25 protein-coding genes are annotated in these 25,326 nt (G+C 64.7%); 12 read left to right on the forward strand and 13 right to left on the reverse strand.

Annotated elements, in window-relative coordinates:
* The first annotated feature begins 185 nt into the window (after positions 1–185).
* A complete protein-coding gene (locus tag LV82_RS03965; protein WP_104069429.1) occupies positions 186–773 on the forward strand; it encodes a transglutaminase-like cysteine peptidase in 588 nt (195 codons plus the stop codon).
* On the opposite strand, the gene LV82_RS03970 is transcribed toward LV82_RS03965, so the two are convergent.
* The 3 genes from LV82_RS03970 to LV82_RS03980 are packed head-to-tail and all read right to left on the reverse strand — an operon-like array spanning position 766 to position 4,363.
* A complete protein-coding gene (locus LV82_RS03970; RefSeq protein ID WP_104069430.1) occupies positions 766–2,385 on the reverse strand; it encodes a GMC oxidoreductase in 1,620 nt (539 codons plus the stop codon). The genes LV82_RS03965 and LV82_RS03970 overlap by 8 nt on opposite strands.
* Complete coding sequence (locus LV82_RS03975) at positions 2,382–3,302, reverse strand: glycosyltransferase family protein (RefSeq protein WP_146065119.1); 921 nt, start codon at positions 3,300–3,302, stop codon at positions 2,382–2,384. Before LV82_RS03975 ends, LV82_RS03970 begins: the two co-directional genes overlap by 4 nt.
* Positions 3,302–4,363 carry a Gfo/Idh/MocA family protein gene (locus LV82_RS03980; RefSeq protein WP_104069432.1) on the reverse strand — a complete coding sequence of 354 codons (1,062 nt, stop codon included), beginning with the start codon at positions 4,361–4,363 and terminating at the stop codon, positions 3,302–3,304. Before LV82_RS03980 ends, LV82_RS03975 begins: the two co-directional genes overlap by 1 nt.
* 144 nt (positions 4,364–4,507) lie before the next feature.
* On the opposite strand from LV82_RS03980, the gene LV82_RS03985 reads away from it, so the two are divergent.
* Complete coding sequence (locus tag LV82_RS03985; RefSeq protein WP_104069433.1) at positions 4,508–5,605, forward strand: NAD-dependent epimerase/dehydratase family protein; 1,098 nt, start codon at positions 4,508–4,510, stop codon at positions 5,603–5,605.
* Here LV82_RS03985 and LV82_RS03990 read toward each other — a convergent pair.
* Complete coding sequence (locus tag LV82_RS03990; protein ID WP_104069434.1) at positions 5,574–6,476, reverse strand: metallophosphoesterase; 903 nt, start codon at positions 6,474–6,476, stop codon at positions 5,574–5,576. The two genes, LV82_RS03985 and LV82_RS03990, sit on opposite strands and share 32 nt — an antisense overlap.
* Before the next feature lie 125 nt (positions 6,477–6,601).
* Entirely contained in the window at positions 6,602–7,204 is a 603-nt protein-coding gene (locus LV82_RS03995) for a superoxide dismutase (RefSeq protein ID WP_104069435.1), read from the reverse strand.
* A gap of 519 nt (positions 7,205–7,723) precedes the next feature.
* On the opposite strand from LV82_RS03995, the gene LV82_RS04000 reads away from it, so the two are divergent.
* Entirely contained in the window at positions 7,724–8,173 is a 450-nt protein-coding gene (locus LV82_RS04000; protein ID WP_104069436.1) for a c-type cytochrome, read from the forward strand.
* Between the two features lie 30 nt (positions 8,174–8,203).
* Here LV82_RS04000 and LV82_RS04005 read toward each other — a convergent pair whose 3' ends face one another.
* From LV82_RS04005 to LV82_RS04025, 5 genes are read right to left on the reverse strand one after another with little or no spacing between them, the layout of a single operon-like run.
* Positions 8,204–8,761: a sarcosine oxidase subunit gamma gene (locus LV82_RS04005; protein WP_104069437.1), complete on the reverse strand. Its 558-nt coding sequence runs from the start codon at positions 8,759–8,761 to the stop codon at positions 8,204–8,206.
* Positions 8,754–11,735, reverse strand: coding sequence for a sarcosine oxidase subunit alpha family protein (locus tag LV82_RS04010; protein ID WP_104069438.1), 2,982 nt, complete (start codon positions 11,733–11,735; stop codon positions 8,754–8,756). The genes LV82_RS04005 and LV82_RS04010 overlap by 8 nt, the downstream gene beginning before the upstream one ends.
* Entirely contained in the window at positions 11,732–12,055 is a 324-nt protein-coding gene (locus LV82_RS04015) for a sarcosine oxidase subunit delta (RefSeq protein ID WP_104069439.1), read from the reverse strand. Before LV82_RS04015 ends, LV82_RS04010 begins: the two co-directional genes overlap by 4 nt.
* Complete coding sequence (locus tag LV82_RS04020) at positions 12,055–12,456, reverse strand: hypothetical protein (protein WP_104069440.1); 402 nt, start codon at positions 12,454–12,456, stop codon at positions 12,055–12,057. Before LV82_RS04020 ends, LV82_RS04015 begins: the two co-directional genes overlap by 1 nt.
* Before the next feature lie 17 nt (positions 12,457–12,473).
* Entirely contained in the window at positions 12,474–13,721 is a 1,248-nt protein-coding gene (locus tag LV82_RS04025) for a sarcosine oxidase subunit beta family protein (protein ID WP_104069441.1), read from the reverse strand.
* A gap of 199 nt (positions 13,722–13,920) precedes the next feature.
* On the opposite strand from LV82_RS04025, the gene ccmI reads away from it, so the two are divergent.
* Genes ccmI through LV82_RS04040 form a run of 3 tightly spaced genes read left to right on the forward strand, consistent with a single transcriptional unit; the run spans position 13,921 to position 15,823 of the window.
* Positions 13,921–15,126 carry a c-type cytochrome biogenesis protein CcmI gene (ccmI, locus tag LV82_RS04030; protein ID WP_104069442.1) on the forward strand — a complete coding sequence of 402 codons (1,206 nt, stop codon included), beginning with the start codon at positions 13,921–13,923 and terminating at the stop codon, positions 15,124–15,126.
* Positions 15,123–15,599, forward strand: a complete 477-nt coding sequence (gene ruvX / locus LV82_RS04035; protein ID WP_104069443.1) for a Holliday junction resolvase RuvX — start codon at positions 15,123–15,125, stop codon at positions 15,597–15,599. Before ccmI ends, ruvX begins: the two co-directional genes overlap by 4 nt.
* Positions 15,596–15,823, forward strand: a complete 228-nt coding sequence (locus LV82_RS04040) for a DUF1289 domain-containing protein (protein ID WP_104069444.1) — start codon at positions 15,596–15,598, stop codon at positions 15,821–15,823. The genes ruvX and LV82_RS04040 overlap by 4 nt, the downstream gene beginning before the upstream one ends.
* A 2-nt stretch (positions 15,824–15,825) precedes the next feature.
* On the opposite strand, the gene LV82_RS04045 is transcribed toward LV82_RS04040, so the two are convergent.
* Positions 15,826–17,232, reverse strand: a complete 1,407-nt coding sequence (locus tag LV82_RS04045; protein ID WP_104069445.1) for a mannose-1-phosphate guanylyltransferase/mannose-6-phosphate isomerase — start codon at positions 17,230–17,232, stop codon at positions 15,826–15,828.
* The gene (locus LV82_RS04050; protein ID WP_104069446.1) at positions 17,229–18,506 is read right to left on the reverse strand and encodes an arylsulfotransferase family protein; all 1,278 of its coding nucleotides are present in this window, start codon (positions 18,504–18,506) and stop codon (positions 17,229–17,231) included. The genes LV82_RS04045 and LV82_RS04050 overlap by 4 nt, the downstream gene beginning before the upstream one ends.
* A 176-nt stretch (positions 18,507–18,682) precedes the next feature.
* On the opposite strand from LV82_RS04050, the gene LV82_RS04055 reads away from it, so the two are divergent.
* The 3 genes from LV82_RS04055 to LV82_RS04070 all read left to right on the forward strand — a co-directional run bounded on the left by LV82_RS04055 (position 18,683) and on the right by LV82_RS04070 (position 21,620).
* Positions 18,683–20,065 (forward strand): phosphomannomutase, encoded by a 1,383-nt coding sequence (locus LV82_RS04055; protein WP_104069447.1) that lies wholly within the window; start codon positions 18,683–18,685, stop codon positions 20,063–20,065.
* 11 nt (positions 20,066–20,076) lie between these two features.
* Positions 20,077–20,637: a DUF4202 domain-containing protein gene (locus LV82_RS04060; RefSeq protein WP_104069448.1), complete on the forward strand. Its 561-nt coding sequence runs from the start codon at positions 20,077–20,079 to the stop codon at positions 20,635–20,637.
* A gap of 584 nt (positions 20,638–21,221) precedes the next feature.
* A complete protein-coding gene (locus LV82_RS04070; protein WP_104069450.1) occupies positions 21,222–21,620 on the forward strand; it encodes a TfoX/Sxy family DNA transformation protein in 399 nt (132 codons plus the stop codon).
* Position 21,621: 1 nt separating this feature from the next.
* Here LV82_RS04070 and ndk read toward each other — a convergent pair whose 3' ends face one another.
* A complete protein-coding gene (gene ndk / locus LV82_RS04075) occupies positions 21,622–22,044 on the reverse strand; it encodes a nucleoside-diphosphate kinase (protein WP_104069451.1) in 423 nt (140 codons plus the stop codon).
* 149 nt (positions 22,045–22,193) lie between these two features.
* On the opposite strand from ndk, the gene LV82_RS04080 reads away from it, so the two are divergent.
* The 3 genes from LV82_RS04080 to LV82_RS04090 are packed head-to-tail and all read left to right on the forward strand — an operon-like array spanning position 22,194 to position 25,294.
* Entirely contained in the window at positions 22,194–24,053 is a 1,860-nt protein-coding gene (locus LV82_RS04080; protein WP_104069452.1) for an ABC-F family ATP-binding cassette domain-containing protein, read from the forward strand.
* A 51-nt stretch (positions 24,054–24,104) separates the two neighbouring features.
* Positions 24,105–24,719: a MarC family protein gene (locus LV82_RS04085; RefSeq protein WP_104069453.1), complete on the forward strand. Its 615-nt coding sequence runs from the start codon at positions 24,105–24,107 to the stop codon at positions 24,717–24,719.
* Positions 24,719–25,294, forward strand: coding sequence for a retropepsin-like aspartic protease family protein (locus LV82_RS04090; RefSeq protein WP_104069454.1), 576 nt, complete (start codon positions 24,719–24,721; stop codon positions 25,292–25,294). Before LV82_RS04085 ends, LV82_RS04090 begins: the two co-directional genes overlap by 1 nt.
* The last annotated feature ends 32 nt before the right edge of the window (positions 25,295–25,326 follow it).

The following is a 25,326-nucleotide window of genomic DNA, read 5'->3' on the forward strand; positions in this document are numbered from 1 at the left end:
CCGCGCATACCTGATGGCCACGCTTGCCACCCCTGCAAGGGGCGAACAGCCAGCCGGAAACCGGCCGTTTCGGCGAAAATCTGCCTGTCAGATTCTTGCCCGAATCTCTCCGCATTAACGTCCCGGAAATGCCCGCGCCGCATGGTCTTGTGCCGATACGGGATGACAGGGACAGGGCACCAACCATGCTGCGCACGACGCTGACGGCTTTTGCAGCCGCACTTGCACTGGGCATCGGCTTGACGGCTCAGGCCGCACCGAAACCGCGCGCCGTTTACCTTGAGCCTCGCAAGGCCATACCCGCGCCCGCAGGCGCCGTCCGCCTGTGCCAACAGCTGTCCTGGGCGTGCCAGAAGGATGCAACCGGACCGGCGCGCAACGAATCGATCATGACACTGGCCCGGCAGATCAACCGCAAGATTAACCGCCGCGTCCGTGCCATCGAAGATTCCCGCCAATATGGCCAGGAGGAAGTCTGGGCCCTGCCAACAGCCCGCGGCGGCGATTGCGAGGATTTCGCGCTGCTCAAGAAGCGCGAACTGATCAAGGCAGGTGTGCGCGCGCAGGACTTGCTGATCGCCACCGCCCTTGACCGCCAGCGCGGCTCTCATGCAGTGCTGATCCTGAGAACCGCGCAGGGTGACATGGTTCTGGACAACCTGACAGACCGCATCCTGCGCTGGGATCAGACGGGCTACAGCTTCATCGCCATGCAGAACCCCGACCGCCCCTCGACCTGGGTTGCCGTTCTGGCCGGCGGCATCTTCAGCTGACCCGGCCCGCGCGAACGCTCTTGGCAATCGCCGCACCGGCACGCGCCGACAAGGCCATGATCGTCAGTCCGGGATTCTGGAACGGGTTGGTCGGAAACGAAGCCGAGTCCGTGACCCAGACGTTCGGCGCGTCATACAACCTGTTGTCGGGATCGGTCACATGCCGGGCGGGATCCTGCCCCATGCAGGCTCCGCCGGTTTCATGGACCGACGAACCGGGAACCAACGCGCCATCCGGCGTAAAGACGAAACGCCCCGCCAGCCGATAGGTCAGCCGCGCCACCAGACCCTCCTGCCCCATCAGATCGTCGGGCAAACCGAAGGTTTGCGCCAGATCGCGCAACGTGCGGATCATGTCGCGGATCATGGCCCGTTCGTTTTCGGAATGTCGCAGGGTCACGCGGGCAACGGGAATTCCCCATGCGTCGCGGCGGCCTGGATCAAGTTCGACACGGTTGTCGGCATTCGGCAGGACCTCTCCGATCGCCATGAAGAACCAGCCGGGCGGGATCCGCCCCACCGAACCCAACAGCGAATAGCCGCGCAGGAAGCCGCAATTGTCGACGCGCCCCACATTTCTGAACGACGGCATGTAAATGCCGGATTGAGCGCCAAAATCATAAGGATCATGGTCTGGCCCAAGGCCTTCGATATCCGGCCATGTTCCGGCGCGAAAGACCAGCAGATGATCCGACAGATACCTGCCCAGATTGCCCGAGGAATTGCCCAGTCCTTGCGGGTGTCGCTCTCCGGCCGAATTCAGAAGGATCCGAACCGACTCGACCGTCGAGGCGGCGACCGCCACATGCCGTGCAGCCACGAAATGGCGGCTGCGGTCCGTTGCATCGACGAATGTCACGCCAGTGGCCAGGCCGGTGGCGGGGTCGGTCTCGATCCGTTCGACAACCGCATCGGACCGCAGGGAAAAACGTCCGGTAGCCGTGGCCGCCTTCAGCGTTGGCGGTATGCGGTCAGGCATGTGATGGATCACGCGGCACGTCGTGACCGGGCGATCGGGCCAGATTTCGCGGATTCGGGCCACCAGTTCGGTCTCGGACCGGGTCAGCCGGTGGGGGCCGGAATAATGCCCGTCGGGCAGATTGGGAATGCCGGCACGTTCGCCGGTCACGCCCAGGAACTCCTCGACCCGCGAATACCATGGGTCAAGATCGGCATGGCGGATGGGCCAGCAGTCGCCGAAACCGTCAATCTCGGCGGCCTTCAGGTCCAGATCGGACATGCGCAGCGCGTTGCGCCCCCACAGATGCAACCTGCCGCCGACCTGTCTTGCTCGGAACCAGTTGAATGCCGCGCCACGGGCTGTCGAATACGGGTTCCTTCGGTCATTCACGAACAGATGCGCCGTCAGGGGCGTGAACGACATGCAGCGCGCCTGAACATATTGGCCGCGAAGCGCCGCCAGAACGCGCACCAGGGGCGAGACGCGCCCCCCATCGGGCTTGTCCGGCATCGGGAAATCGCGCTTTGCATCCAGCTGCCGCCCGGCCTCCAGCATCAGCACGCGCGCGCCGCGTTCGGCGGCCTCCTTGGCCACCCAGCCGCCCGAAGCGCCCGAACCGATCACGATCAGATCCCAGGGGTCTTTGTTCATGGCCGCCTCGTGACATAGCCGCAGACCTCGCCCAGCGTCCACGCGGTCGTCAGCGCCACCACATGCGGCAGCGCCCGCAAATAGCGCCAGCCCCGGCCCTTGCGCGCCTGGGTCATCCCATGCCGCAGCCACAGCAGCGGCGGTATCAGAGGCGATCCAAGTATCAGCCGCCAGCGCTCGCCCCCTCCGATCGTCATGGTGCGGATATGACCGAACAGCCTGCCCCAATGAAACCGTTCGGCCAGAAGATAGCCCAGGCTGACCGGCGGGCGGCCGTGATCGACGACCATCTCGGCCGAAAGCCACAGGCGTTCGCCCTTCTTGCGCAGGTATCCGTGCAGGATCGGCTCGTGATAGCGCTCGGTCCACAATGGGCGCATTTCCTTGAGCGCGGCACGGGAATAGCTGACATTGACATCGGAAACCCACTCGGCCGGGCCGCTTTCAAAGGGCAGGCCATAGCGCCCGAAATCGGTAACATAGAAGGCCCAGTTCAAAAGACTTGCAGGCTCGCGGCATTCGATCGCCCCCCCCACGACCGGACAGCCCGTCTCGGCATGCAGCCGAACGATCTGGCGCGCCCAATCCGGCCGGGGCCGCCCGCGATCCTCGAGGATTGCAATGATCCGACCGCGCGCGGCCGCAAGCCCCCGCGCGCGGCGACGATCGTAAAGCTCATGCAGCCCGGCCTCGGTCGATACCGGATGGATGGTGTCGATCCGCCCAAGGTCGAGAAAGTTCACATCGGGGAATTCCTGTTCTAACGCGGGGACTTCCGGGCGCGTGGCATCATACGGAACGATGATCTCCAGACTGGGCGGGTCCTCGAACCGCATCAAGGATTGCAGAAAGGCGCGCAGTTCCTCGCCGCCATCAATGATCGTGGCTACGATCGACAGTTCCGGAGCCTCTGCCATCATTGCCCCCCAAGCGCGGGCAGCTTCACGGGCGCGCCGGTCCTGTGGCTTTCAGGGATCGCGGCTGCGACTTCGACCGCCCGAAGCGCAGCATCGCCATCGGCGATGCGCAAACCTTCGCGCCGACCGTCGATCAGGTCGAGAAACTCGCCAAGCTCGCGGGCAAAGGAATCCTGCGCCGTGACCTTCCAGGACCAGATCCTTTCGCGGATCTGCGTCCCGCGAAATCGGTTGCGGCGCATCCGCGGGCGACCACCCGGCCGGTCCATCGTCAGCAACAGCGTTTCCATCGGGGCATAGGCGGCCCGCGCCATGCCGCGACTGCCATGGATTTCGACCACGCTGCGATAGCCACGCCATTCGATCCATGTCGCTTGGTAGATGGCCGCCAGCCCGCCGGGCGCGCGCAAGATGGCCATTGCGTTGTCCTCCGATCCTTCGACCTGCCAGACCCTGTTGGTCGCCACGCCATAGACTTCGGTGATGTCGCCCATCAGGTGCCGGGCCATGTCGGTCATGTGGATACCCACGTCCCAAAGGGCACCGCCGCCTGACTTGTCGGCCCGGTATTCCCAGTCATGCGCGAATTTCGGCAGCCCTTCATGCCCGCCGAATACACGCAGGTGGTCGGGTTCGCCGATGGTCCCGTCCCGCAAGACATCGTGCAGGAAGGCAAAGGCCGGATAATACCGCATGTTGAAGCCGCCCCCCAGTTGCAACCCCTTTTCCCGGGCGGCCTGGTGGATGCGCCGCGCGCCCTCGACCGTGTTATGAAGCGGCTTCTCGGACAGAACGTGAAGTCCACGCGCGAAGGCCGCCATGCACAGCGGCTCGCGGACATGGGCGGGCGTCGAGATCACGACCGCATCCATCGACACATCCAGAAACCTATCCAGATCCGAAAATGCGGGCGCACCCTGGGCCCGGGCCGTGGCTCCATCGACATCCAGATCCATCACCGCGGCAAGTTCGGCGCGTGGCTCATCCAGGATCGATTTCACCCGCATGGCGCCGATCTTGCCGGCCGCGCCGATGACCCCAAGGCGCACCCTGCCCACCATGTTACCCCTTTCGCCCCTGATGCGGGCCAAATTTGCGAACCAATGGCGGCAGGGTGCATCGAATTCCGGCGCCTCGCAACCGATCCCGTTTGTTTCGTGTCCCCGGCGCGACTATCCTGCCCGAATTGATGGAGGAAAGGCCGCATGAATTCACACCTGGCCGGGAAAAGGGTCGTCGTTACCGGAGCCAGCGGCTTCATCGGAAGGCGGCTGGTTCAGCGTCTCGTCCAGGACGGCGCCGAGGTCACCGCATTGGTGCGCAGCCCCTCGGCCGCGGCCAGCGTGCCAGATGGCGCCCGGTCTGGACTGGTGTCGCTGCTGGATACGGCCAGCCTGGCGCGCGCGATGGACCGCGCGGACGTGCTCTTCCATCTGGCCTATGACGTGCGCGCATCGGCGGATGAAAACCTTCGGGCGTTTGATGCGACCATCGATGCCGCAATCCGGGCCGGAATCGGCCGCATCGTCCACACCTCTTCGATCGTCGTCCAGGACGACTGGCCCGAACGCGACTGTACGGAAAGCGGGACCACGTCAACAAGGGGCGGCAGCCCCTATCGACAGGCAAAGATCGCAATGGAGGAACGGCTGGCGCAGGTCCCCCTGCCAGCAGCGATCCTGCGACCGACGATTGTCTGGGGCCCGGGGTCAGCCCTGTGGACCGACGGCTTTGCCCGGGCCCTGCTTGGCGGCGGTGTGGTGCTGCCCGACCCGATCGGCCTGTGCAACGGCGTCTTCGTCGATGACCTCGTCCAGGCCTTTCTGCTGGCCGCCGGATTGCCCGATCTGACGCACGAGACATTCATCATATCGGGGCCCCAGCCGTTTTCCTGGGCCGTTCTCGTCGATGGCTATGCGCGCATTCTTGAAACGCCGCCGGCCATCCGTGTCCCGGCTGACGAGATCGCGCGCACTCTGGGCCCCGAACCCGACGAAAGCGACACGCGGCCATCGGCGGCCGCGCGCATCAGCGCGCTGGGCAGACGGGTCCTTGGCCATCGCAGGTTCGAGACGATGGTCGCGGCCATTCGTGATCGCGTCGGCAGGCAGCGAGCGCTTTATCCCAACCACCACCTGTTTCGCGAATACATGGGGCACGGCACCTGCCATATCGACCACGCGCGCAACCGTCTGGGATACAGGCCGGAATACGACCTGGCACGCGGCCTGACGGCCTGCGAGCCGCATCTGCGCGCGTTAAAACGTCGCGTCACGCCTGCGGGGCAATCTCGATCAGCGTGATCTCGGGCACAACCCCAAGACGTACGGGCAGGATCGAGCAGCCGATACCACCGGAAACGATGAGATCGCGCACGCCCTCGCGCACATGGCCATAGGCATATCTGTTGCCAAAGCGCGAGGGAACGACGGGCGAATACCCGAACAGGCGTACCTGGCCACCATGGGTATGCCCGGACAAGGTCAGGCAAAAGCGGTCGGGAACATCCGGAAAGATGTCGGGTTCATGCGCAAGCAGGATCGCAGGCGCGTCATCGGTGATCTGGGCCAGCGTCCCCGGCATGTCATGCAGGCCGCGAAATTCCATGTCGCCAATACCGATCGCCAACTGGTCTTCAAGCCCCGCCAGCCAGAACGCGCCGGATGCAGAACCCGCGCCCAAGCGGACGGCCCGGTTCTGCAACACGGGAATTCCGGCCGCGCGCAGGGTTTCGGCGATTGCGGATGGACCGCCCCCGCGCGCCTGTGCAGCACGGTCATGCCACCAGTCATGGTTTCCAAGGATGGCATGCACCCCCATCGGGGCCTGCAATCGCGCCAGAACCTGCGCGGTTTGCTCGAATGGCGGCCGACGCGTCACCATCGGGTGCCAAGCCTCGAAATCGCCAAGGATCACGATCGCATCCGCACCCAGTGCGTTCGTGCGCGACACGATCCGGCGCAGACGCCGCAGCGAGACATGGGGTTCCCCGACATGCAGATCGGCCAGTGCCGCGATCCGCAGCGGCCCGCCGGACCAGCCGGGCGGCGCAATCCTGTGGCGCTTGACGCGCAGACGCAGGGCGGGCTCGATCACGAAGCCGTAGGTCGCACCAATCAGCACGGCCAGGGCCGTTCCGGCCAGCCCCTTGAGGACGCCTCGCCGTGTGATCATGCCCGCATTCCCCTGCCCTTGCCCGCACAGAGTGCCGACAGGCGCGATGCGCGTCAATGTCGCGGGCGCAACAAGAAGGGCGGCCCGATGCCGGACCGCCCCGATGGTTTGGCGCTGCCTGGTGCTTACAGCCGGGCCGCGACCGCTTCCCAGTTCACCAGCTTGTCCAGGAAGTTCTGCAGATAGGCAGGACGGCGGTTGCGATAGTCGATGTAGTAGCTGTGCTCCCACACGTCGCAGCCCAGAAGAGCGGTCTGACCAAAGCACAGCGGGTTCACGCCGTTTTCGGTCTTGGTGACCTTCAGGCTGCCGTCCTTGTCCTTGACCAGCCAGCACCAGCCCGAGCCGAACTGCGCCGCGCCGGCCGCCGAGAATTCTTCCTTGAACTTCTCGACGCTGCCAAAGGATTCCTTCAGCGCCTTTTCCAGCTCGCCAGGCATCTTCTTGTTCTCGCCGGGCGCCATCCACTGCCAGAACTGGGTGTGGTTCCAGTGCTGGCTGACATTGTTGAAGATGCCGTTCTGGGCGACCGCGCCGGGCTGATAGTTTCCGACGATGATCTCTTCGATGCTTTTCGATTCCCACTCGGTGCCGGCGACCAGCTTGTTGCCGTTGTCGACATAGGCCTTGTGGTGCAGATCGTGGTGGTATTCCAGCGTCTCCTTCGACATGCCCAGGCTTTCAAGGGCGTCATGCGGATAGGGAAGATCGGGAAGTGTAAAGGCCATCGTCTTTCTCCTTGTTCGCGGCAAGAGTGAACTGAACACTTATAAGAGGTTTGCGGTTCCCAAGGTCAAGGGCAGCCGTGGGAGAAACCCGCCGATTTGCGGGCGTGACGCACAAGCCCGGGAATGATAATCAGGCAAAATGCTGCGTCTGTGCCTGATGATCGTTCTTCTGGTGTGTGCCACACCCACGCTTGCCGGTGCGTCGCCGCTTGCTGGCACCCACGGGTGGCAGTGTGCGCAACACCGGCAAACGCATGGGGCCTGCGCCCCGGCACCCTGCGGACCGGGCCAGACCTGTCCATCGATGGCGCAGTGTGCCAATGCCGTCTTGCCCGCGCTGCCCCTTGGCCTGCCCGAACGGATGACCGGCGTGACCCTGAGGTTAGGCGCGCCGACCGATCTGCGCCCGTTGGCCGGACCCGAAACCGACAAACCACCCCCGCGATCCTGATCCTCTGCCCATTCGCCCAGAAGCCGGACGACGGTGCCGGACACGTCTTGACGACTGAAGAGGATCAAATGAAACGAACCCAGATCATGGCCATCGCCGGTGCCGTAGCGGCGATCGGCATCATTGCCCTGTATGCGACCACGACACGTGTCGATACGGCAAAAGACAACGTCGCGAAGGCCTCTCCGGCCATGCCCGGAGAGGCGCTGGTCCGCGTGACCGTACCAAACCTGACCGAGGATGAGAGGATCGGCGAGGCCGCCTTCAACGCCCGCTGCGCGCAGTGTCACGGACCGAATGCCGCCGGACGTAACGGCGTTGCGCCGCCGCTCGTGCACAAGATCTATGAGCCCGGCCACCACGCCGACATGGCGTTCTTCATGGCGGCGCAGAACGGTGTGCGCGCGCATCACTGGCCGTTTGGCGACATGCCGCCCGTGCCCGGCATCACCCGCGCCGAGATTGCCAGCATCGTCGCCTATGTCCGGGCGCTGCAACGCGCCAATGGAATCGAATGAAACCGGGGGCCATACGGCCCCCGCACCGCATCACTCGAACAGTTCCGACCCGGGACGCGACGAAACCTCGAGAAGCCCCATCACATAGGCCGCGACCGACCGGAAGGAAACCAGCGTGAATTCCTCGGGCCCCGACTTCCAGAAGGCGGCTGCGACCTGTGCTGCACGGGTGCGCCGGATCTCCCCCTCTTCGAAACGCTCCATGTCCACGGGGCAAAGCTTCATCAGGACCTGATGTGCCTTTTCTCCACGGATCGTGAAGACCGCACGCGCGTCCGAGACATCGGCGACAAGATGGTGTTCGCCCGCAAGCGCCTGTTGCAGCGCCTCGACGGTCGCCGGAGCGTCGCCATAGGGCACCATCAACAACAACTCGTCCGGCGACATCCAGGCAACAGCCTTGCCGTCCGCGATCTCGATCCGCCGCTGCGCGGGAACGGGAAGGCCCGTCACGGCTTTCACGGCCTTTTTGACCTTCGACGCGCCCAGATCGCCGCGCAGCGTGACCATCCCGCGCAGGCCGGCTTCGGCCACCTCGACAAAGCCCGCATGCTTCTCGCCCTGCAGGGCGCTGACCGCCTTAGACATTCTGCCGCTCTCCTTCCTTGTCGTAGAAGACCGGATCGACGATCCGCGCCTTGATCACGCGACCACCATCGACGGGGAATTCCAGCACCTCGCCCATCCGTTCGGGCCCGCGACGCACCAGCCCCAACGCGATGCCACGATCCAGCGTCGGCGAGTAATAGCTGGAGGTCACGCGCCCCTGCATGTTGCGCTGGCCATTGGCATTGTAGCCTTCATCCACCGCATAGGCCCCGTCGGGCAGGACCGAACCGTCCAGCGTTTCAAGGCCCACAAGACGCCAGCGCTCGGGCGACACCATGTAGGGGCGCTGCTGCGCGCGCTTGCCCAGATAGTCTTCCTTCTTCTTCGAGATCGCCCAGTCCAGACCCAGATCCTGCGGGATCACGGTGCCGTCGGTTTCGTCCCCGATCATGATGAAGCCCTTTTCGGCCCGCAGGACATGCATCGCCTCGGTACCATAGGGGGCCACGCCCAGATCCTCGCCAGCCTCAAGCAGAGCCTGCCACAGGGCAAGTCCTTCGGATGCGGGCACGGCGATTTCATAGGACAATTCACCCGAGAACGAGATACGATAGACCCGCGCCCGGAAACCGCCCAGGGTCCCTTCGCGCCATGTCATGAACGGGAATGCCTCTTTCGACACATCCATGCCGCCCAGACGCTCCAGCAGGGCACGGGCATTGGGTCCGGCGACGGCGATCTGCGCATATTGCTCGGTCAGGTTGGCGGTATAGACCTTCCAGTCCCACCACTCGCATTGCAGCCAGTCTTCCATCCACGCATGGATGCGATCCGCGCCCCCGGTCGTGGTGTGGCACAGCCAGCTGTCCTCGGACAGGCGCACGACCACGCCGTCATCCATCAGGAAGCCGTTTTCGTTGCACATCAGGCCATAGCGGCATTTGCCGACGGGCAACGTGGACATCATGTTGGTATACATCTTGTCCAGGAAGCGGCCCGCATCCGGCCCCTTGACCAGGATCTTGCCAAGCGTCGAGGCGTCGAGAAGCCCGACCGCGTTGCGCACATTGCGGATCTCGCGGTTCACGGCATCCTGGATGCCCTCACCCGTCCGCAGGTAGCAATAGGGCCGCCGCCACTGCCCGACGGGTTCGAAATGCGCGCCATGGGTTTCGTGCCAGCCGTGCATCGGTGTGCGACGCATGGGCTGGAAGATCTCGCCCCGGGCCTCGCCCGCGATCGCGCCCATCGAGATCGGCGTGTAAGGCGGCCGGAAGGTCGTCGTTCCGGTTTCGGGGATCGGTCGGTTCAATGCCTGGGAAAGAACGGCCAGACCGTTGATATTGCTGACCTTGCCCTGGTCGGTCGCCATGCCCAGCGTGGTATAGCGCTTGGTATGCTCGACGCTTTCATACCCCTCGCGCGCGGCCAGTTCCACGTCCGAGACCTTCACGTCATTCTGCGGATCAAGCCACATCTTGGCGCGCAGCTCGGGCCCCGCGCCCTGCGGCATGATCCAGACCGGCAGGATCCTTTCTTCGGCCGCGCAGAAGCCTCCCGGCGCTGCGCCGGTGCCACCGGCGGCGCTGTGCGCATCCTCCAGGACTTCCTGGACCAGCAGCATGCCATTTGCCGCACCGGCCGCCGTGACCATGGCCTGTCCGTCCGCGCCTGTCGGCGGGCGGTTAGGGTCGGGGCGGAACATCGCCCGCTCCTCGTCCCAGATCAGCTTGCCACCGCAATGCGACCACAGATGCACGACCGGCGACCAGCCGCCAGACATCGCGACCACGTCACAGGGGATGAATTCGATCTCGGCGCCTTCGCCGGCGTGGTTGCAGACCGAAACGCCGGTGACACGCTTGCCGCCCTTGACCTGCGCCACGCCCTTGCCGTCAAGCACGCGCACGCCGCGCTCGCGCACGGCCTGGGCCAGCTCTCCGCCGCCGCCGGGGCGCGCATCGATCACGGCCGGAACCGAAAGACCCGCATCCAGCAGGACAAGGGCCGTGCGATAGGCATCGTCGTTGTTCGTCACGATCACGGTACGATCGCCGGGGCTGACGGCCCAGTTCACGACATAGTCGCGCACGGCCGAAGCCAGCATGACGCCCGGAATGTCGTTGCCCGCAAAGGCCAGCGGACGCTCGATCGCCCCTGTCGCGGTGATGACGTGACCCGCACGCATCCGCCACAGGCGATGCCGCGGCCGCCCGTCGCCCGGCGTATGGTCGGCCACGCGTTCGTACAGCAGGACGTAGCCATGGTCGTAAAGACCCGCCGCCATGGTGCGTTCGCGCAGGGTGACATTCGGCATCGCCCGCAGCGTCTGAAGCGCCTGACGAACCCACGCATCGGCCTCCATCCCGTCGATCTGCGCCCCATCGACAACGGCGCGACCGCCCCAATGCGGCGTCTGTTCGACCAGCCAGACACGCTTGCCCTGCCGACCGGCGGCCAGGGCCGCGGTCAGGCCGGCGATACCCCCGCCCACGACCAGGAGGTCGCAGAAGGCATAGGCATGTTCATAGCGGTCCTCGTCGCGATGCCGTGGCGCCTTGCCCAGCCCGGCCGATCGGCGGATGACCGGCTCGAAGACGTGTTTCCAGGCAAAGCGGGGAAACATGAAGGTCTTGTAGTAGAAACCCGCCGGGAACAGGCGCGCGAGCCGATTGTTGATCGCGCCGATGTCGAATTCCAGGCTGGGCCAGTGGTTCTGGCTTTCCAGCACGGCGCCATCGAACAGCTCGGTCGTCGTGGTGCGCTGATTGGGCTCGAAGCGGCCGCCTTCGCCCAGACCGACCAGGGCGTTCGGCTCTTCGGCACCCGAGGCCATGATCCCGCGCGGCCGGTGATACTTGAACGACCGCCCGACAAGCATCTGCCCCGCCCCCAGCAGCGCCGAGGCCAGCGTGTCACCGGCATATCCCGACATGCGGCGACCGTTGAAGGTGAACTGCAGCGGCTTGCTCCGGTCGATCAGCCGCCCGCCCTTTTGCAGCCTCGTGCTCATGCCCAGCCCTCCCAGTCGGGTCTTTTCGCCCGTATCCTGTCCTGAATGTCCTTCGGCGGCTCGGTGGTTTGCGCCGGATAGGTGCCAAAGACCTCGAGCGTCGCGGTGCAGCGCGCGGCGTGGAACCACTTGCCGCAGCCATGGCTGTGGCGCCAGCGTTCGAAATGAACGCCCTTGGGATTCTTGCGCATGAACAGATAGGCCTCGAATTCGTCATCGCTCGAACCGGGGCCCGCGCGCTTAAGATGCGCCTCGCCTCCCGGCGTCAGTTCGGTCTCTTCGGCCTTCACGCCGCAATAGGGGCATTCCAGGATCAGCATTAATTATTCACTCCCAAGACGAATTTGGCGGCGATATCGCCGTAGCCCGTCTGTAGAGTTCCGATGCAAATTGCCCACAGTTCAATCCTAGTGACGTATGCGATAGACTTCGAATTTTGTGATTTGAACGCACCCGATTCCTCGATGTTCTGGACTGTCTTTGTAACGTCGCAGTCCTCGTCCCCTCCTTTGGCTTGCTGTGTCCCCAGAGTGAGTGCATGCTGTAGTTCATCGAGCGCTTCACGAAAGCTAGCCAAGGCGACCACACCGGTCGCGATCAACAGGCTTCCGGCCCGCTGGACTTGAGTGAAATCTTGGACCACTACTGCGAGAAGTGTAACAGACAGCCAGCCCAGCCCACCCAGCACAAGGACACATATACTCAACGACTGTCGTGACATATCTTTCCTCCTGTTCTTCAATGCGCCACCCCCGCGGCGACGCTTTCGTCGATGAACTTGCCTTCGCGGAAGCGGAACATCGTGAATTCCTCGGTCAGCGGTGAATGGCCCCGTGCCATCAGTTCCGCCATCGCCCAGCCAGAGCCGGGGATCGCCTTGAACCCGCCCGTGCCCCAGCCGCAATTGACGAAGATGCCCTCGACCGGCGTCTTCGACAGGATCGGCGACCGGTCGCCGGTCATGTCCACGATCCCGCCCCATTGCCGCAGCATCTTCAGCCGCGAGATGATGGGGAAGGTCTCGATCAGGGCGCGCACGGTTTCCTCGATATGGTGGAAGCTGCCGCGCTGGGTGTAGTTGTTGAATCCGTCGGTGCCGCCGCCGATCACCATCTCGCCCTTGTCGGACTGGCTCATGTAGCCATGCACGGTATTGGCCATCACGACCACGTCCATGCAGGGCTTGATCGGCTCGGAGACCAGCGCCTGCAGCGCGACGCTCTCGATCGGCAGACGGAAACCCGCCATTTCCGCCAGGACCGAGGAATGCCCCGCCGCGACCAGCGCCAGCTTGTCGCAGTCGATCGGCCCGCGCGTCGTATCGACCCCCTTCACGCGGCCGCCTTCGGTGCGGATGCCCGTGACCTCGCATTGCTGGATGATGTCCATGCCCATATCCGAGCACGCCCGGGCATAGCCCCAGGCCACCGCATCGTGCCGCGCCGTTCCGCCCCGGGCCTGATACAGCGCGCCCAGGACGGGGTAACGCGGACCTTCAAGATTGATGATCGGAACCAGTTCCTTGACCCGCTGCGGGCCGATCCATTCGGTATCCACGCCCTGCAGACGGTTCGCATGCACCGTGCGCTTGTAGCCGCGCACCTCGTGTTCGGTCTGGGCCAGCATCAGCAGACCGCGCGGGCTGAACATGACGTTGTAGTTCAGGTCCTGGCTCATCGTCTCGTAAAGGGAACGGGCCTTTTCATAGATCGCGGCCGACGGGTCCTGCAGATAGTTCGACCGGATGATCGTCGTGTTGCGCCCGGTATTGCCGCCGCCCAGCCAGCCCTTTTCCAGGACCGCGACATTGGTGATGCCGAAATTCCGGCCCAGGTAATAGGCCGTCGCCAGCCCGTGGCCACCCGCGCCAACGATGATGACATCGTATTTCCGCTTCGGCTCGGGACTTCTCCAGGCGCGCTCCCAGCCCTGATGGTACTGCATCGCCTGACGCGCGATGGCAAAGATCGAATATTTCTGGCCCATGCGAATCCCCCTGCGGTGCGGTGACGCCGCCTGAAGGCTTGATGGAACGGCGCGCCGGATGCAACACGCGCAGGCGCGGCGCATTTCGTCAAAATGCGACATTCGGCTGCCCATGCGGCAAGCTGACCCACCGTTCCGGGCACTTCACCCTTTTCGCGGAGCCACGCAGCGCTTAGATGAAGGCGAACCTGGAGGAAGAATGACGTTCTGGATTGTCTCGATCGCTGTCGCAGCCGCCTGTTCGGCGCTGATCCTGCGCGCGGCCCTGCGCGCCCGCGCCGCCGGGGCCGAGGAAAATGCCGATCTGCAAGTCTATCGCGACCAGCTGGCCGAGGTCGAACGCGATGCCGAACGGGGCGTGATCGATGACGCCGAGGCCGAGCGACTGCGTATCGAGATCTCGCGCCGCATTCTGGAGGCTGACAGAAAGGGGCGCGCGACGGCTTCGGGTTCCGGCGGCCTGGCTGTCCCCCTGGTCGCCGTGCTGACGGCGAGCGTCGGGGCCTTCGCGCTGTACATGTGGGTCGGCGCGCCGGGATATCCCGATCTGCCGATTGCCGAACGCATTTCCCGCGCGGAGGAGATTCGCGCCTCGCGCCCCTCGCAGGCCGAGGCGATGGCGCAGATTCCACCCGCTCCGGCGCCCGAGGCCGACCCGGCCTATGTCACCCTGGTCGAGCGCCTGCGCGCCGCCGTCGCCGCGAACCCCGACGATCCGCAGGGCCAAAGACTGTTGGCCCGCAACGAGGCCGCGCTTGGCAATTATGACGCCGCGATCGCCGCGCAACGTCGGCTGATCGAGCTTCTTGGCGACAAGGCCACCGCGACGGACTACGCCACGCTGGCCGACATCTATGTTCTGGCCGCCGGAGGATACGTTTCGCCCGAAGCCGAAAATGCGCTCGCGCAGGCCCTGCAACTGGACCCGAAGAATGGCATGGCGCGGTTCTACATGGGTCTGATGTGGGCGCAGACCGGGCGGCCGGACCTGGCCTTCCGGTTCTGGAAGCCGCTTCTGGACGAAGGCCCCGAGGATGCGCCCTGGATTCCCCCGATCCGCTCGCAGATCGAACTCGTCGCCCGCGCCGCCGGAGTCGATTACACGCCCATGCCCCCCGCGGGGACGCGCGGACCGGATGCCGCCGCGATGGCCGCGGCGGCCGACATGACGCCCGAAGAACGCCAGGCAATGATCCGCAACATGGTCGAAGGCCTTTCCGAGCGCCTTGCGACCGAGGGGGGACCGGCCGAGGATTGGGCGCGGTTGATCACGTCGTTGTCGGTTCTTGGGGAAACCGAGCGCGCACGCGCGATCCTGGCCGAGGCGCAGTCGCGTTTCGCCGGACACCCGCAGGATCTGGAGAAACTCAACGCCGCGGCACAACGCGCGGGGCTTGCCGAATGATATTTGAAACGCTTGAGAAATTCGCCGCCGCGCTGCCCGCCAGCCGCCCCGTTGCGGGCCTTGACCTGGGTACCAAGACCATCGGCGTTGCGATTTCCGATCCCCGGCTGTCGGTCGCAACGCCCCTGCGGACGATCCGGCGAACGAAGTTTACCGCCGATGCACAGGAACTTCTTGGCCTGTGCGAGGAACGCCAGATCGCCGGGCTGATCCTTGGACTTCCGCGCAACATGGATGGCAGCGAAGGCCCGCGCTGTCAGTCCACGCGCGCCTTTGCGCGCAACCTGTCGCGGCTGACCGAACTGCCGATCACCTTCTGGGACGAACGTCTGTCCACCGTTGCCGCGGAACGGGCATTGCTCGAGGCGGATACGTCCCGAAAACGTCGCGCCGAGGTGATCGACCACGTCGCCGCGGGCTTTATCCTGCAAGGAGCGATCGACCGGATCGCCTTTCTGAGGCGCAGCGCATGAACGACGAGATCTGGAAGCGTGACGAGATCGATTCTCCCTGCGTGAAGATCTGCACGATCCATCCCGCGGAACGTCTGTGCGTGGGATGCCTTCGAACGATCGACGAAATCGCGGGCTGGAGCCGCATGTCGGCCGACGAACGCCGCCGCATCATGGCCGAACTGCCGACCCGCGCGCCGCGCCTGCAACGGCGCCGCGGCGGGCGCGGCGCGCGGCTTGGCTGACATCAGACGCGGCCGAATTCGTCCTCGATCCTGACGATGTCGTCTTCCTCCAGATAGGTGCCGGTCTGCACCTCGATGATCTCGACCGGAATCCGGCCGGGATTGGCAAGGCGATGAACCGCACCGATCGGCATGTAGATGCTTTCATTCTCGTGCAGGATCAGCACCTCGTCATTGCGGGTGACCTCGGCCGTGCCGCGCACCACGATCCAATGTTCGGCCCGGTGGTAATGCTTCTGCAGCGATAGCCGCGCGCCGGGCTTCACCACGATCCGCTTGACGCGAAAACGGTCCCCCAGATCCATCGTCTGGTACCAGCCCCAAGGGCGGTGATTGCGGATATGCTCGACCGCTTCGGGCCGCCCTGCCCCGCTGAGCGCGCCGACAAGATCCTTGACCTCCTGCGCGCGCGCCCTTGGCGCGACCATGACCGCATCGGGCGTTTCGATGATGGCCAGATCCTGCACACCCACGGCGCAGACCAGCCGATGTTCCGAATGGACCAGCGTGTTCCGGGCCTCATGCACGAAGCCATCGCCACGGACGGCATTTCCCGCCGCGTCCTTGTCCGACTCGGCCCATACCGCATCCCAGTCCCCGACATCCGACCAATGAAACGCCCCACGCGCCACGCGGGCCGCATCCGTGTGCTCCATGAAGCCGTGATCGAAAGAAATCTTGCGTGCCTTGCCGAATTCTGGTCCGGGCCGGAACATTTCCAGGTCCTCGACCATGCCGCGCACCGATGCCTCGACGGCCGCGACGGTATCGGGCTCATATGCACGCGCGGCGTCCAGAAGCCAGCCGGCGCGAAAACAGAAAATCCCGGCATTCCACAGGCAGCCTTCAGCGATCAGGCCCGCGGCGCGGTCGCTGTCGGGTTTTTCGACGAATTGTCGGACGGGCGCGGTTCCGTCGGGGTCGAAAGCGCCGGGCCGTATGTATCCATAGGCGCTGGATGGCCCCGTTGGCTGAACCCCGATGACGGCAATGCCGCTTTCCGAAACCGAACGGGCCGCCGTCGCGACGGCATCGCGCAGCGCCACCGCATCGCGGATCAGGTGATCCGAGGGCATCACCGCTACCAGCTGATCGGGGTCCTCGGACGCGGCGATCGCCGCTGCCAGCAGCACCGCGGCCAGGGTGTCACGCCGCTCGGGCTCGATCACGACGCGCGCGTCCGGGTTCACGGCCTGAACCTGTTCGCGGATCGTGAAGCGCACGGGATCCGAACCAATGACGACCGGCGCGCGAAATCCGGGGCCTTCAAGACGCCTGAGCGTCATCTGCAGCATGGTTTCGTCCCCGACGATGGGCAACAGCTGCTTGGCCATCCCCTCGCGCGATACGGGCCACAGGCGAGTCCCGCTGCCGCCGCAAAGAACCACTGGCAGGATGTCTTTCGTCATTGGTTCGCTTTCGCCTTTCCGTCCGTTCCGCAGATTGCCACATCGATCATCGTATCGCCGGGATGAAACTCGGCATAGGGAACGATCGCGTTATACCTGTCGTCGATCAGGTTGTTGTATTCGCGCACGATCGTGCCATCTGGCGCGGCCTCGATCACCCGGCCCTCCATCGTTGACACGATCAGCCAGTTGCCATTCGGCAACAGCTGATGCTTGCCCATGATGTAGCTGCTGAACCTGATGCCCGTTCCGTGAAACTGATCGCGCGCCTTGCCGGTCGCGGGGTCGATCACCATGATCGAGGACCGGAACCGGTCGGTATTGTTCGAAAAGACCCCGATCGTTCCATCCGGCAGGAAATCCGCGTCGTGCTGGCGATGCCATGGGCCGTAGTCGCCCCACTTCACGCGTCCGTCCCGCCGCCCGATCACCGCGACCTGGTCGATATTCCGGTTCGAGATCAACAGATCTCCGGCCTCGAACATCGGAAAGGCCGGGGCCATTTCAGGCAGAAGTTCCTCGAGATCGTTCGGGTGAAAGATGTCGGCGCGATCGCCAAAATGGGTGGATCTGTCAAAGGCGAAGTCCTCGGGCACCTTCAGCGCCAGGGCGTTTTCGGGCGACCGCAGGATCACGTCGTCGATCAGGTCCAGTTCCTCCAGAATCTCGCCCGTCTGGGGATCGAAGCGGATCATCTGCTGGTCCTCGCCACCGTTCCAGATGGCCGAAGCCCAGGTCCAGTAACCATTCATACCGCGTTCGATCGAATGGTGATAGATCCGGTCCGTGCGGGTCCAGACCGGATTGCCACAGGCGTCCAGCCGCGCCATGCCCGGGGCATCGTCCCACACCACAAGGACCGAACCATCCGGCAACAGGGTCGCAACATGGACGAATTCCTCCGGCCGGCCATGATCCAGAACGCGTGAATGGTCGATGGGGAACGTGTTGAGCAGTTCGCCCTCGGGGCTCCACAGCTCGAACATGTGCATGCCGGTCTGCGCATCCAGTCGGTTTACGGCCCAATACCCCCGCGCCGCGCGTTGCGGGTCGTGAATGACATGGCGCGCATTGGGGGCGTCCGGTCGCCTGACGGCATAGCTGTCTTCGGGCAAGAACAGGCCCGTACGTCGGTACGATTTCCATGCGGCACGGATTTCGTCCAGCTTTTGCCAGGGCCACCACGCCTTGTAGGTTGTCCACATGCCGGCAAGAAAACTGCCCACCCCCACCAGAAATATCAGCGCCGCGAACGACGCAAGGCGCGCCTTCATGATGCCACCCGGATCATTCGGTCGGCCAGATTGCGCAATGGGAACGATGATGGGGACATGGCACGAAATCCAGGGAAACGGTCATTGAAGAAACGAACAAAAATCTATCCAATCAGGAAGAAGTGTAGGTCACGCCAGACCAACGGGCAATGACACAAAGAACTGGCAAGAAAATCATGGCACCCAGATTCGGCACATCGGGATTGCGCGGATTGGTGGAAGAGCTCACCGACGGGCTGGTCGCCGACCATGTGCGGGCCTTTCTGTCCGTCACACGCCATTCAGGCGAGCTGCTGATCGGACGGGATCTGCGCCCGTCCTCGGCCCGGATCGCAGAGGCCGTCATATCAGCCGCCGCGGAATGCGGTCTCCGAACCTTCGACTGCGGCGTCTTGCCCACGCCCGCGCTTGCCATGGCGGCCATGCAACGCGATGCCCCGGCAATCATGGTAACCGGCAGCCATATTCCTGCGGATCGCAACGGACTGAAATTCTACACGCCCGAAGGCGAGATTACCAAGCAACAGGAAAAGGCGATCGTCGCCGCGCTTTCGGGCCCGACCCCCGCGCCCCGCGCCTGCGCAACCCCGATGCCCGCGGCCGCGCGGGCCTATATCGATCGCCACGTGGATTTCCTGCCGGATCAGGCCCTCGCCGGGCTGACGATCGGCGTCTGGCAGCACAGTTCGGTGGCGCGCGATCTGTTGCCCGAATTGTTGAGGCGCCTTGGTGCGCGCGTCATCGAATTGGACAGATCCCAGGAATTCGTGCCCGTCGATACCGAGGCCGTCGATACCGACACCCGAAGGCGGCTGCAGGACTGGGTGCGCGATCTGGATCTGGACGCCATCGTGTCAACGGATGGAGATGCCGACCGCCCGCTGGTTGCAAATGAAACGGGCCGGGTGGTTCCCGGCGACATCCTGGGACTTCTGACCGCCGCGGAACTTGGCGCCGATACGGTGGTCACACCGGTTTCGTCGAACACCGCGATCGAACGGTGCGGGCTGTTCGCGCGGGTGATACGCACGCGGATCGGCTCGCCCCATGTGATTGCGGGCATGAAACAGGCAATGGCGGACCCGGCCGCCCGGGTCGCGGGTTTCGAGGCCAATGGCGGCTTTCTTCTGGGCTTTTCGGCCAAGGGGCGCGTGCCGCTTTCGCCGCTGCTGACGCGCGATGCCATGCTGCCGATCCTTGCGATCCTTGCGCGTGCCGCGCGGCATGGGACCGACCTGTCGGATTTGCTGGCTGGCCTTCCCGGCCGGCGCACTGCCGCCGACCGGCTGCAGGAAATCCCGACCGAGCAGTCTGCTTCCCTGGTCGCGGCGCTCGATTCCGGATCTGATCTGCGCGCCAGACTTCTGGCCGGGCTTGGGGCCGAGGACCGGATCGACCGGACGGATGGCTTGCGTATCAGCCTGACCGATGGGGCCATCGTCCACCTGCGCCCGTCGGGCAATGCGCCGGAACTTCGCGTCTATGTCGAAGCCGATGATCAGCAGCAGGCAGACGAACTGCTTGCGCTGATGCTGAACCGCGTTCGCAACCTCCTGTAGGAGCAAATCACATGAGCCGCCTTGACACCGTGATCGCCGCGATTGATGCAGCCAATGATGCCGATCCAGACCGGTCGGAAGGCGCGCCCGCCGCACGGCTTTATGGCGAACGCATGAGCGCCGAGCTGCAGCGCCTGTTTCCCGGCGCGTCCGAGGAATTGCAGATCGCCGCGCGTGGCCAGCATATCGAACGCTGGATCCTGCCGCGCGAGTCCTACCCACGGGACAGGCAGGGCTATCTGGCGTGGCGCCGCGCCCTGGCCGAGCACCACGCGCAAAGGGTCGGCCAGATCATGCGTGAGGCGGGTTATCCCGAGGACTCGATCTCTCATGTGCAGAAGATGCTGCGCAAGGAAGGGATCAAGCGCGATCCCGATGTGCAGGCCCTGGAGGACGTGATCTGCTTCGTCTTCCTGCGCTGGTATTTCGAACCCTTCGCGAAGGACAAGGATCCCGAGGCGCTGCAGCGGATCGTTTCGCGCACGGCCCGCAAGATGTCGGCCGAGGCGCGCGCGCGTGTCCTGCGCGAATTCGATCTGCCAGCGGATCTGGCCGCCTGTTTTCGGGACTGAAACGAGCTCCCCGTCCTTCCGCCCGCTCACGAAACATTGCCCGCCTTAAACAAAAACGCCGCAAGGCAGGCTTTTCGTTACCAATCTGCCTCTATTCCGGGCGTCGTCCATATCGACGCTTGGCACATGGACGTCGAGAGCGCAGAATCACCTTGCCGAACTGTGCGCGCCATTATGGCTCGCATCGGCATGGTGGCCCCGCCCGGGGCGGAGTGAGAGGTGGCGCCGGAAGTGGCGTCTGGTTTTGCCGGAAACGGCGCAAGGGAAGGAGCGGATGATGAACATTCACCGCCACGGAAGCGAACGGGACCCAAGCGATCCCGAGACCAAGGTTCGCGGCAGGCAACAACACGGCGGGTCTTCCGATAGCGCGCAAACGGACACCGCCGAAACGCCGGAAGAGCAGATGCGCCCACGGGACTTCTGCGGGTTCCTTGGCGACTGGGCCGCAATCTGAGGTCGTGAGTTTGCGGCAATGACCTGCCACGCTGTTGACCGCCGCGCGCTAAGCGTGCAGTGCCGACGGCAGGTGCCAACAGCACCAGCACAGCGCGCAGGGTGCCCATGGCAAGGATTGCGCAGACATGACCGATGAAGCCCCCAAGGGGCAGTCGCGCCCCGCACCCGTCGATGCCGATGCGCCGGTCTCCTCGATACGCAATCTGGGTCCGGCTGCCGAGGCGGCCTTTGCGCGAGCCGGCATCCATTCCGCGGGCCAGTTACGCCGTCTTGGCGCGGATGAGGCCTATCGGAGATTGCTGGAATCCGGCGCACGGCCGCATTTCATTGGCTATTACGTGCTGGTGATGGGCCTGCAGGGCCGCCCATGGAACGATTGCTCGGCCCAGGAAAAACGCGACCTGCGTCGGCGCTTTGATCAGATCAAGGCCGGGCTGTCGCCAGACCCCGAAAAGCGGAATGAAAAGGACCGCCTCCGGTTGGAGACGGTCCTGAACCAGATCGGACTGATCCCGAAAGCCTAGATCAGCCGACGATCTCGAGGTCCGAGAAGAAGAACGCGATTTCCTTGGCCGCGTTTTCGGCCGAATCCGAACCGTGGACCGAGTTTTCGCCGACCGACAGGGCGAACTCCTTGCGGATCGTACCCTCGGCAGCGTCGGCAGGGTTCGTCGCGCCCATCACTTCGCGGTTCTTCGCAACGGCGTTTTCGCCTTCCAGAACCTGAACGACAACGGGACCCGAGGCCATGAACTCGCACAGTTCGTCATAGAACGGGCGTTCCTTGTGGACTTCATAGAACTTGCCGGCCTGTTCCTTGGTCAGGCGGATGCGCTTCTGGGCAACGATGCGCAGGCCCGCTTCCTCGAACTTGGCGTTGATCTTGCCGGTCAGGTTGCGCTTGGTCGCGTCGGGCTTGATGATGGACAGCGTGCGTTCGATCGCCATGATTGCCTCTGTTTTCTGTGGCGCGAAGCGATGCCCGCGCCGGGTTGCGGATTGCGCGCCTGCTAGCATGGGCAAACGGGAATGAAAAGACACGCGCGCGTCCTGTGCCCGCTTTCACCCGGGCTTTGGCCTGTGCTATGGCCCGGCTCATGCTGCGCATATCCGATATCTCGTATTCCGTCGAAGGCCGCCCGCTGTTCCAGGGCGCATCGGCCACGATTCCCGTGGGACACAAGGTGGGCCTTGTCGGTCCGAACGGAGCGGGCAAGACGACCCTGTTCCGGCTGATCCGGGGCGAACTTGCGCTGGAAGGCGGCGAGATCCACCTGCCCCCGCGTGCCCGCATCGGTGGCGTGGCCCAGGAAGCGCCGGCCAGCCCGGTGTCGTTGCTCGACACCGTTCTTGGCGCGGATCAAGAGCGCGCGCGCCTGCTGGCCGAAGCCGAAACCGCGACCGACCCCAACCGTATCGCCGAGATCCAGGCACGCCTTGCCGATATCGACGCCTGGTCGGCCGAGGCCCGCGCCAGCGCCATCCTCAAGGGGCTTGGCTTTGACGACGCGGCCCAGCGCAGGCCCTGTTCGGACTTCTCGGGCGGATGGCGGATGCGGGTCGCGTTGGCCGGCGTCCTGTTTTCCGCGCCAGACCTGTTGCTGCTCGACGAGCCGACGAACTATCTCGACCTCGAAGGCGCGCTGTGGCTGGAAGGCTATCTTGCGCGCTATCCCTATACCGTAATCGTGATCAGCCATGATCGCGGGCTGCTGAACCGCGCCGTCGGGTCGATCCTGCACTTGGAAAACTGCAAGCTGACGCTTTATTCGGGCAATTACGACACCTTTGCCCGCACGCGCGCCGAACAGCGCGCCGTGGCCGAGGCCGAGGCGCGCAAGCAGGCCCAGCAGCGCGTGCATCTGCAAAGTTTCGTGGACCGGTTCCGCTACAAGGCGTCCAAGGCCCGCCAGGCGCAGGCCAGGCTGAAGATGCTGGAAAAGATGGAGCCCATCGCCACGCCCGAGGCCGCGCACCGTGTCGCCTTTACCTTCCCCGAGCCCGAGCAGCTTTCCGCACCGATCATCGCGCTTGAAGGCGTGTCGGTCGGCTATGACGGCAAACCGGTGCTGCGCAACCTGTCGCTGCGCATCGACCAGGACGACCGCATCGCGCTTCTGGGCCGCAATGGCGAGGGCAAGTCGACCCTGTCAAAACTGCTGGCAGGCCGGCTGGAGCCGATGGCGGGCCGGATCACGCGTTCGCCGAAACTGCGCATCGGCTATTTCGCGCAGCACCAGGTGGATGAATTGCGGCTGGAGGAAACGCCGCTTGATCATGTGCGGCGCGCGCGCCCCGACGAGGCCCCGTCCCGCCTGCGCGCGCGGCTGGCCGGCTTCGGTCTGGGCGCCGATCAGGCCGAAACACCCGTCGCGCGTCTGTCGGGTGGGCAGAAGGCGCGGCTGTCGCTGCTGCTGGCCACGCTGGACGCTCCCCATCTGCTGATCCTGGACGAGCCGACCAACCATCTGGACATCGAAAGCCGCGAGGCGCTGGTCACGGCGCTGAACGCCTATTCGGGTGCCGTGATACTGGTCAGCCACGACATGCACCTTTTGAACCTTGTCGCAGACCGTCTCTGGCTGGTCCGGTCCGGCGCGGTTTCGCCCTATGAGGCCGATCTGGACAGTTACCGCAAAGAGCTGCTTTCTTCCGACGAACCCGCCAAGTCACGGCCCGCGCCAGAGCGCCCCAGAACCTCGGCCCGGCCGTCGCGGGAAAAGATCCTGGCGCTTCGCGCCGAGGTCCGCCGCTGCGAGGAAAGGATCGCCAAGCTGGCCGAGATGCGCAGCAAGCTGTCCGAAAGGCTGGCCGATCCGGCGCTGTACGAGGATTCGCGGCGCCACGAGCTGGAAAGATGGAACCGCAAGTTCGCCGAGCTGGAGGAGGCCGAGCGGCGCGCCGAGGATCTGTGGCTTGCCGCACAAGAGGCACTGGAGAACGCCGAGAGCGCCTGACCACCGACCAGACCCCTTGCCCATCCCCCGACACCGCCCTAATCACGGACCATGGATAGCGCCTTTCTGATCACCGCCTTTGTCACGCTGTTCGTGGTCATGGACCCGATCGGCCTGACGCCTGTCTTCATCGCCCTGACACAGGGCATGGGCGCAAGCTATCGCCGCCAGATGGCGGTGCGTGCCTGCCTGATCGCGCTGGCGCTGCTGGCGCTCTTCACCGTGTTTGGCGAATCCCTTCTGGGCTTCATCGGCATTTCCATGCCGGCCTTCCGGATCGCGGGGGGTATCCTGTTGCTGCTGACCGCCCTGGACATGCTGTTCGAACGCCGCAGCCAGCGCCGCGAGGGCCAGAGCATCGAGCCTCATCACGACCCTTCGGTTTTCCCCCTTGCGACACCGCTGATCGCCGGGCCGGGCGCGATTGCAACGGTGATCCTGCTGAAGGGACAGACCGGGGGCGGATGGGCCGGCATCGGCACGGTCATGGGCCTTGTCGTTGCGGTCCTGCTGCTGACCTTTGCCCTGTTCCTGGTTGCGACGCCGCTCGAGCGGCTCCTGGGGCGGACCGGCACCAATGTGATCACCCGCCTCCTGGGGATGCTGCTGGCCGCGTTGTCGGTGCAATTCGTCATCGACGGTCTCAAGGGCAGCGGGCTGTTCTGATGAGCGGTGACGACATCGCGCGCCTGCTGTATCTTGCGCTGCTGGGCGCGGCCATCGCCGGAGCACTGCTGGTCGGCACGCGGCAATCATTGGGACGCATCGCGCAACAGGCCGCGATCTGGGGGCTGATCTTTCTGGGGGCAATCGCGGTCATCGGATTGTGGCAGGACATTCGCCGGGCCGCCGCGCCGGTCCCCGTGACGATCACGGCCGACACGATCATCGTGCCCGTGGCGCCGGATGGCCATTTCTACATTCCGGCCGAGGTCAATGGCGCCGATATTCTCTTCATGGTCGATACGGGGGCCAGCGACATCGTCCTGACCCGCGAGGATGCCTGGCAGGCCGGCCTTGCGCCCGATGCGCTGGACTACAGTCTGTTTGCCAGCACGGCCAACGGAACGGTTCGGATCGCCCCCGTTCGCCTGCACAGCCTGACCGTGGGAGAGGTGACCGACATCAACGTTCCCGCGATGGTCAATGGCGGCGAGCTCGAGACATCGCTGCTTGGCATGTCGTGGCTTGGCCGGTTCGAGATGACCTTGACACCCGACCGTCTGGTCCTGAAGCGATAGGCGCGATATGCATCCGCGGCACACAAGCAAGG

It is taken from the genome of Albidovulum inexpectatum (assembly GCF_002927635.1).
Taxonomy (GTDB): Bacteria; Pseudomonadota; Alphaproteobacteria; order Rhodobacterales; family Rhodobacteraceae; genus Albidovulum; species Albidovulum inexpectatum.

What these genes read in the sequence shown, in the direction of transcription:
- ruvX (WP_104069443.1), top strand. Translation starts at nt 15,123, where the DNA reads ATGATATTTGAAACGCTTGAGAAATTCGCCGCCGCGCTGCCCGCCAGC.
- LV82_RS03995 (WP_104069435.1), bottom strand. Translation starts at nt 7,204, where the DNA reads ATGGCCTTTACACTTCCCGATCTTCCCTATCCGCATGACGCCCTTGAA.
- LV82_RS04025 (WP_104069441.1), bottom strand. Translation starts at nt 13,721, where the DNA reads ATGGGCCAGAAATATTCGATCTTTGCCATCGCGCGTCAGGCGATGCAG.
- LV82_RS04060 (WP_104069448.1), top strand. Translation starts at nt 20,077, where the DNA reads ATGAGCCGCCTTGACACCGTGATCGCCGCGATTGATGCAGCCAATGAT.
- LV82_RS04090 (WP_104069454.1), top strand. Translation starts at nt 24,719, where the DNA reads ATGAGCGGTGACGACATCGCGCGCCTGCTGTATCTTGCGCTGCTGGGC.
- LV82_RS04085 (WP_104069453.1), top strand. Translation starts at nt 24,105, where the DNA reads ATGGATAGCGCCTTTCTGATCACCGCCTTTGTCACGCTGTTCGTGGTC.
- LV82_RS04055 (WP_104069447.1), top strand. Translation starts at nt 18,683, where the DNA reads ATGGCACCCAGATTCGGCACATCGGGATTGCGCGGATTGGTGGAAGAG.
- LV82_RS04005 (WP_104069437.1), bottom strand. Translation starts at nt 8,761, where the DNA reads ATGTCTAAGGCGGTCAGCGCCCTGCAGGGCGAGAAGCATGCGGGCTTT.
- ccmI (WP_104069442.1), top strand. Translation starts at nt 13,921, where the DNA reads ATGACGTTCTGGATTGTCTCGATCGCTGTCGCAGCCGCCTGTTCGGCG.
- LV82_RS04050 (WP_104069446.1), bottom strand. Translation starts at nt 18,506, where the DNA reads ATGAAGGCGCGCCTTGCGTCGTTCGCGGCGCTGATATTTCTGGTGGGG.
- ndk (WP_104069451.1), bottom strand. Translation starts at nt 22,044, where the DNA reads ATGGCGATCGAACGCACGCTGTCCATCATCAAGCCCGACGCGACCAAG.
- LV82_RS04010 (WP_104069438.1), bottom strand. Translation starts at nt 11,735, where the DNA reads ATGAGCACGAGGCTGCAAAAGGGCGGGCGGCTGATCGACCGGAGCAAG.
- LV82_RS03965 (WP_104069429.1), top strand. Translation starts at nt 186, where the DNA reads ATGCTGCGCACGACGCTGACGGCTTTTGCAGCCGCACTTGCACTGGGC.
- LV82_RS04015 (WP_104069439.1), bottom strand. Translation starts at nt 12,055, where the DNA reads ATGCTGATCCTGGAATGCCCCTATTGCGGCGTGAAGGCCGAAGAGACC.
- LV82_RS03980 (WP_104069432.1), bottom strand. Translation starts at nt 4,363, where the DNA reads ATGGTGGGCAGGGTGCGCCTTGGGGTCATCGGCGCGGCCGGCAAGATC.
- LV82_RS03970 (WP_104069430.1), bottom strand. Translation starts at nt 2,385, where the DNA reads ATGAACAAAGACCCCTGGGATCTGATCGTGATCGGTTCGGGCGCTTCG.
- LV82_RS03990 (WP_104069434.1), bottom strand. Translation starts at nt 6,476, where the DNA reads ATGATCACACGGCGAGGCGTCCTCAAGGGGCTGGCCGGAACGGCCCTG.
- LV82_RS04045 (WP_104069445.1), bottom strand. Translation starts at nt 17,232, where the DNA reads ATGACGAAAGACATCCTGCCAGTGGTTCTTTGCGGCGGCAGCGGGACT.
- LV82_RS04040 (WP_104069444.1), top strand. Translation starts at nt 15,596, where the DNA reads ATGAACGACGAGATCTGGAAGCGTGACGAGATCGATTCTCCCTGCGTG.
- LV82_RS04080 (WP_104069452.1), top strand. Translation starts at nt 22,194, where the DNA reads ATGCTGCGCATATCCGATATCTCGTATTCCGTCGAAGGCCGCCCGCTG.
- LV82_RS04020 (WP_104069440.1), bottom strand. Translation starts at nt 12,456, where the DNA reads ATGTCACGACAGTCGTTGAGTATATGTGTCCTTGTGCTGGGTGGGCTG.
- LV82_RS03985 (WP_104069433.1), top strand. Translation starts at nt 4,508, where the DNA reads ATGAATTCACACCTGGCCGGGAAAAGGGTCGTCGTTACCGGAGCCAGC.
- LV82_RS04000 (WP_104069436.1), top strand. Translation starts at nt 7,724, where the DNA reads ATGAAACGAACCCAGATCATGGCCATCGCCGGTGCCGTAGCGGCGATC.
- LV82_RS04070 (WP_104069450.1), top strand. Translation starts at nt 21,222, where the DNA reads ATGACCGATGAAGCCCCCAAGGGGCAGTCGCGCCCCGCACCCGTCGAT.
- LV82_RS03975 (WP_146065119.1), bottom strand. Translation starts at nt 3,302, where the DNA reads ATGGCAGAGGCTCCGGAACTGTCGATCGTAGCCACGATCATTGATGGC.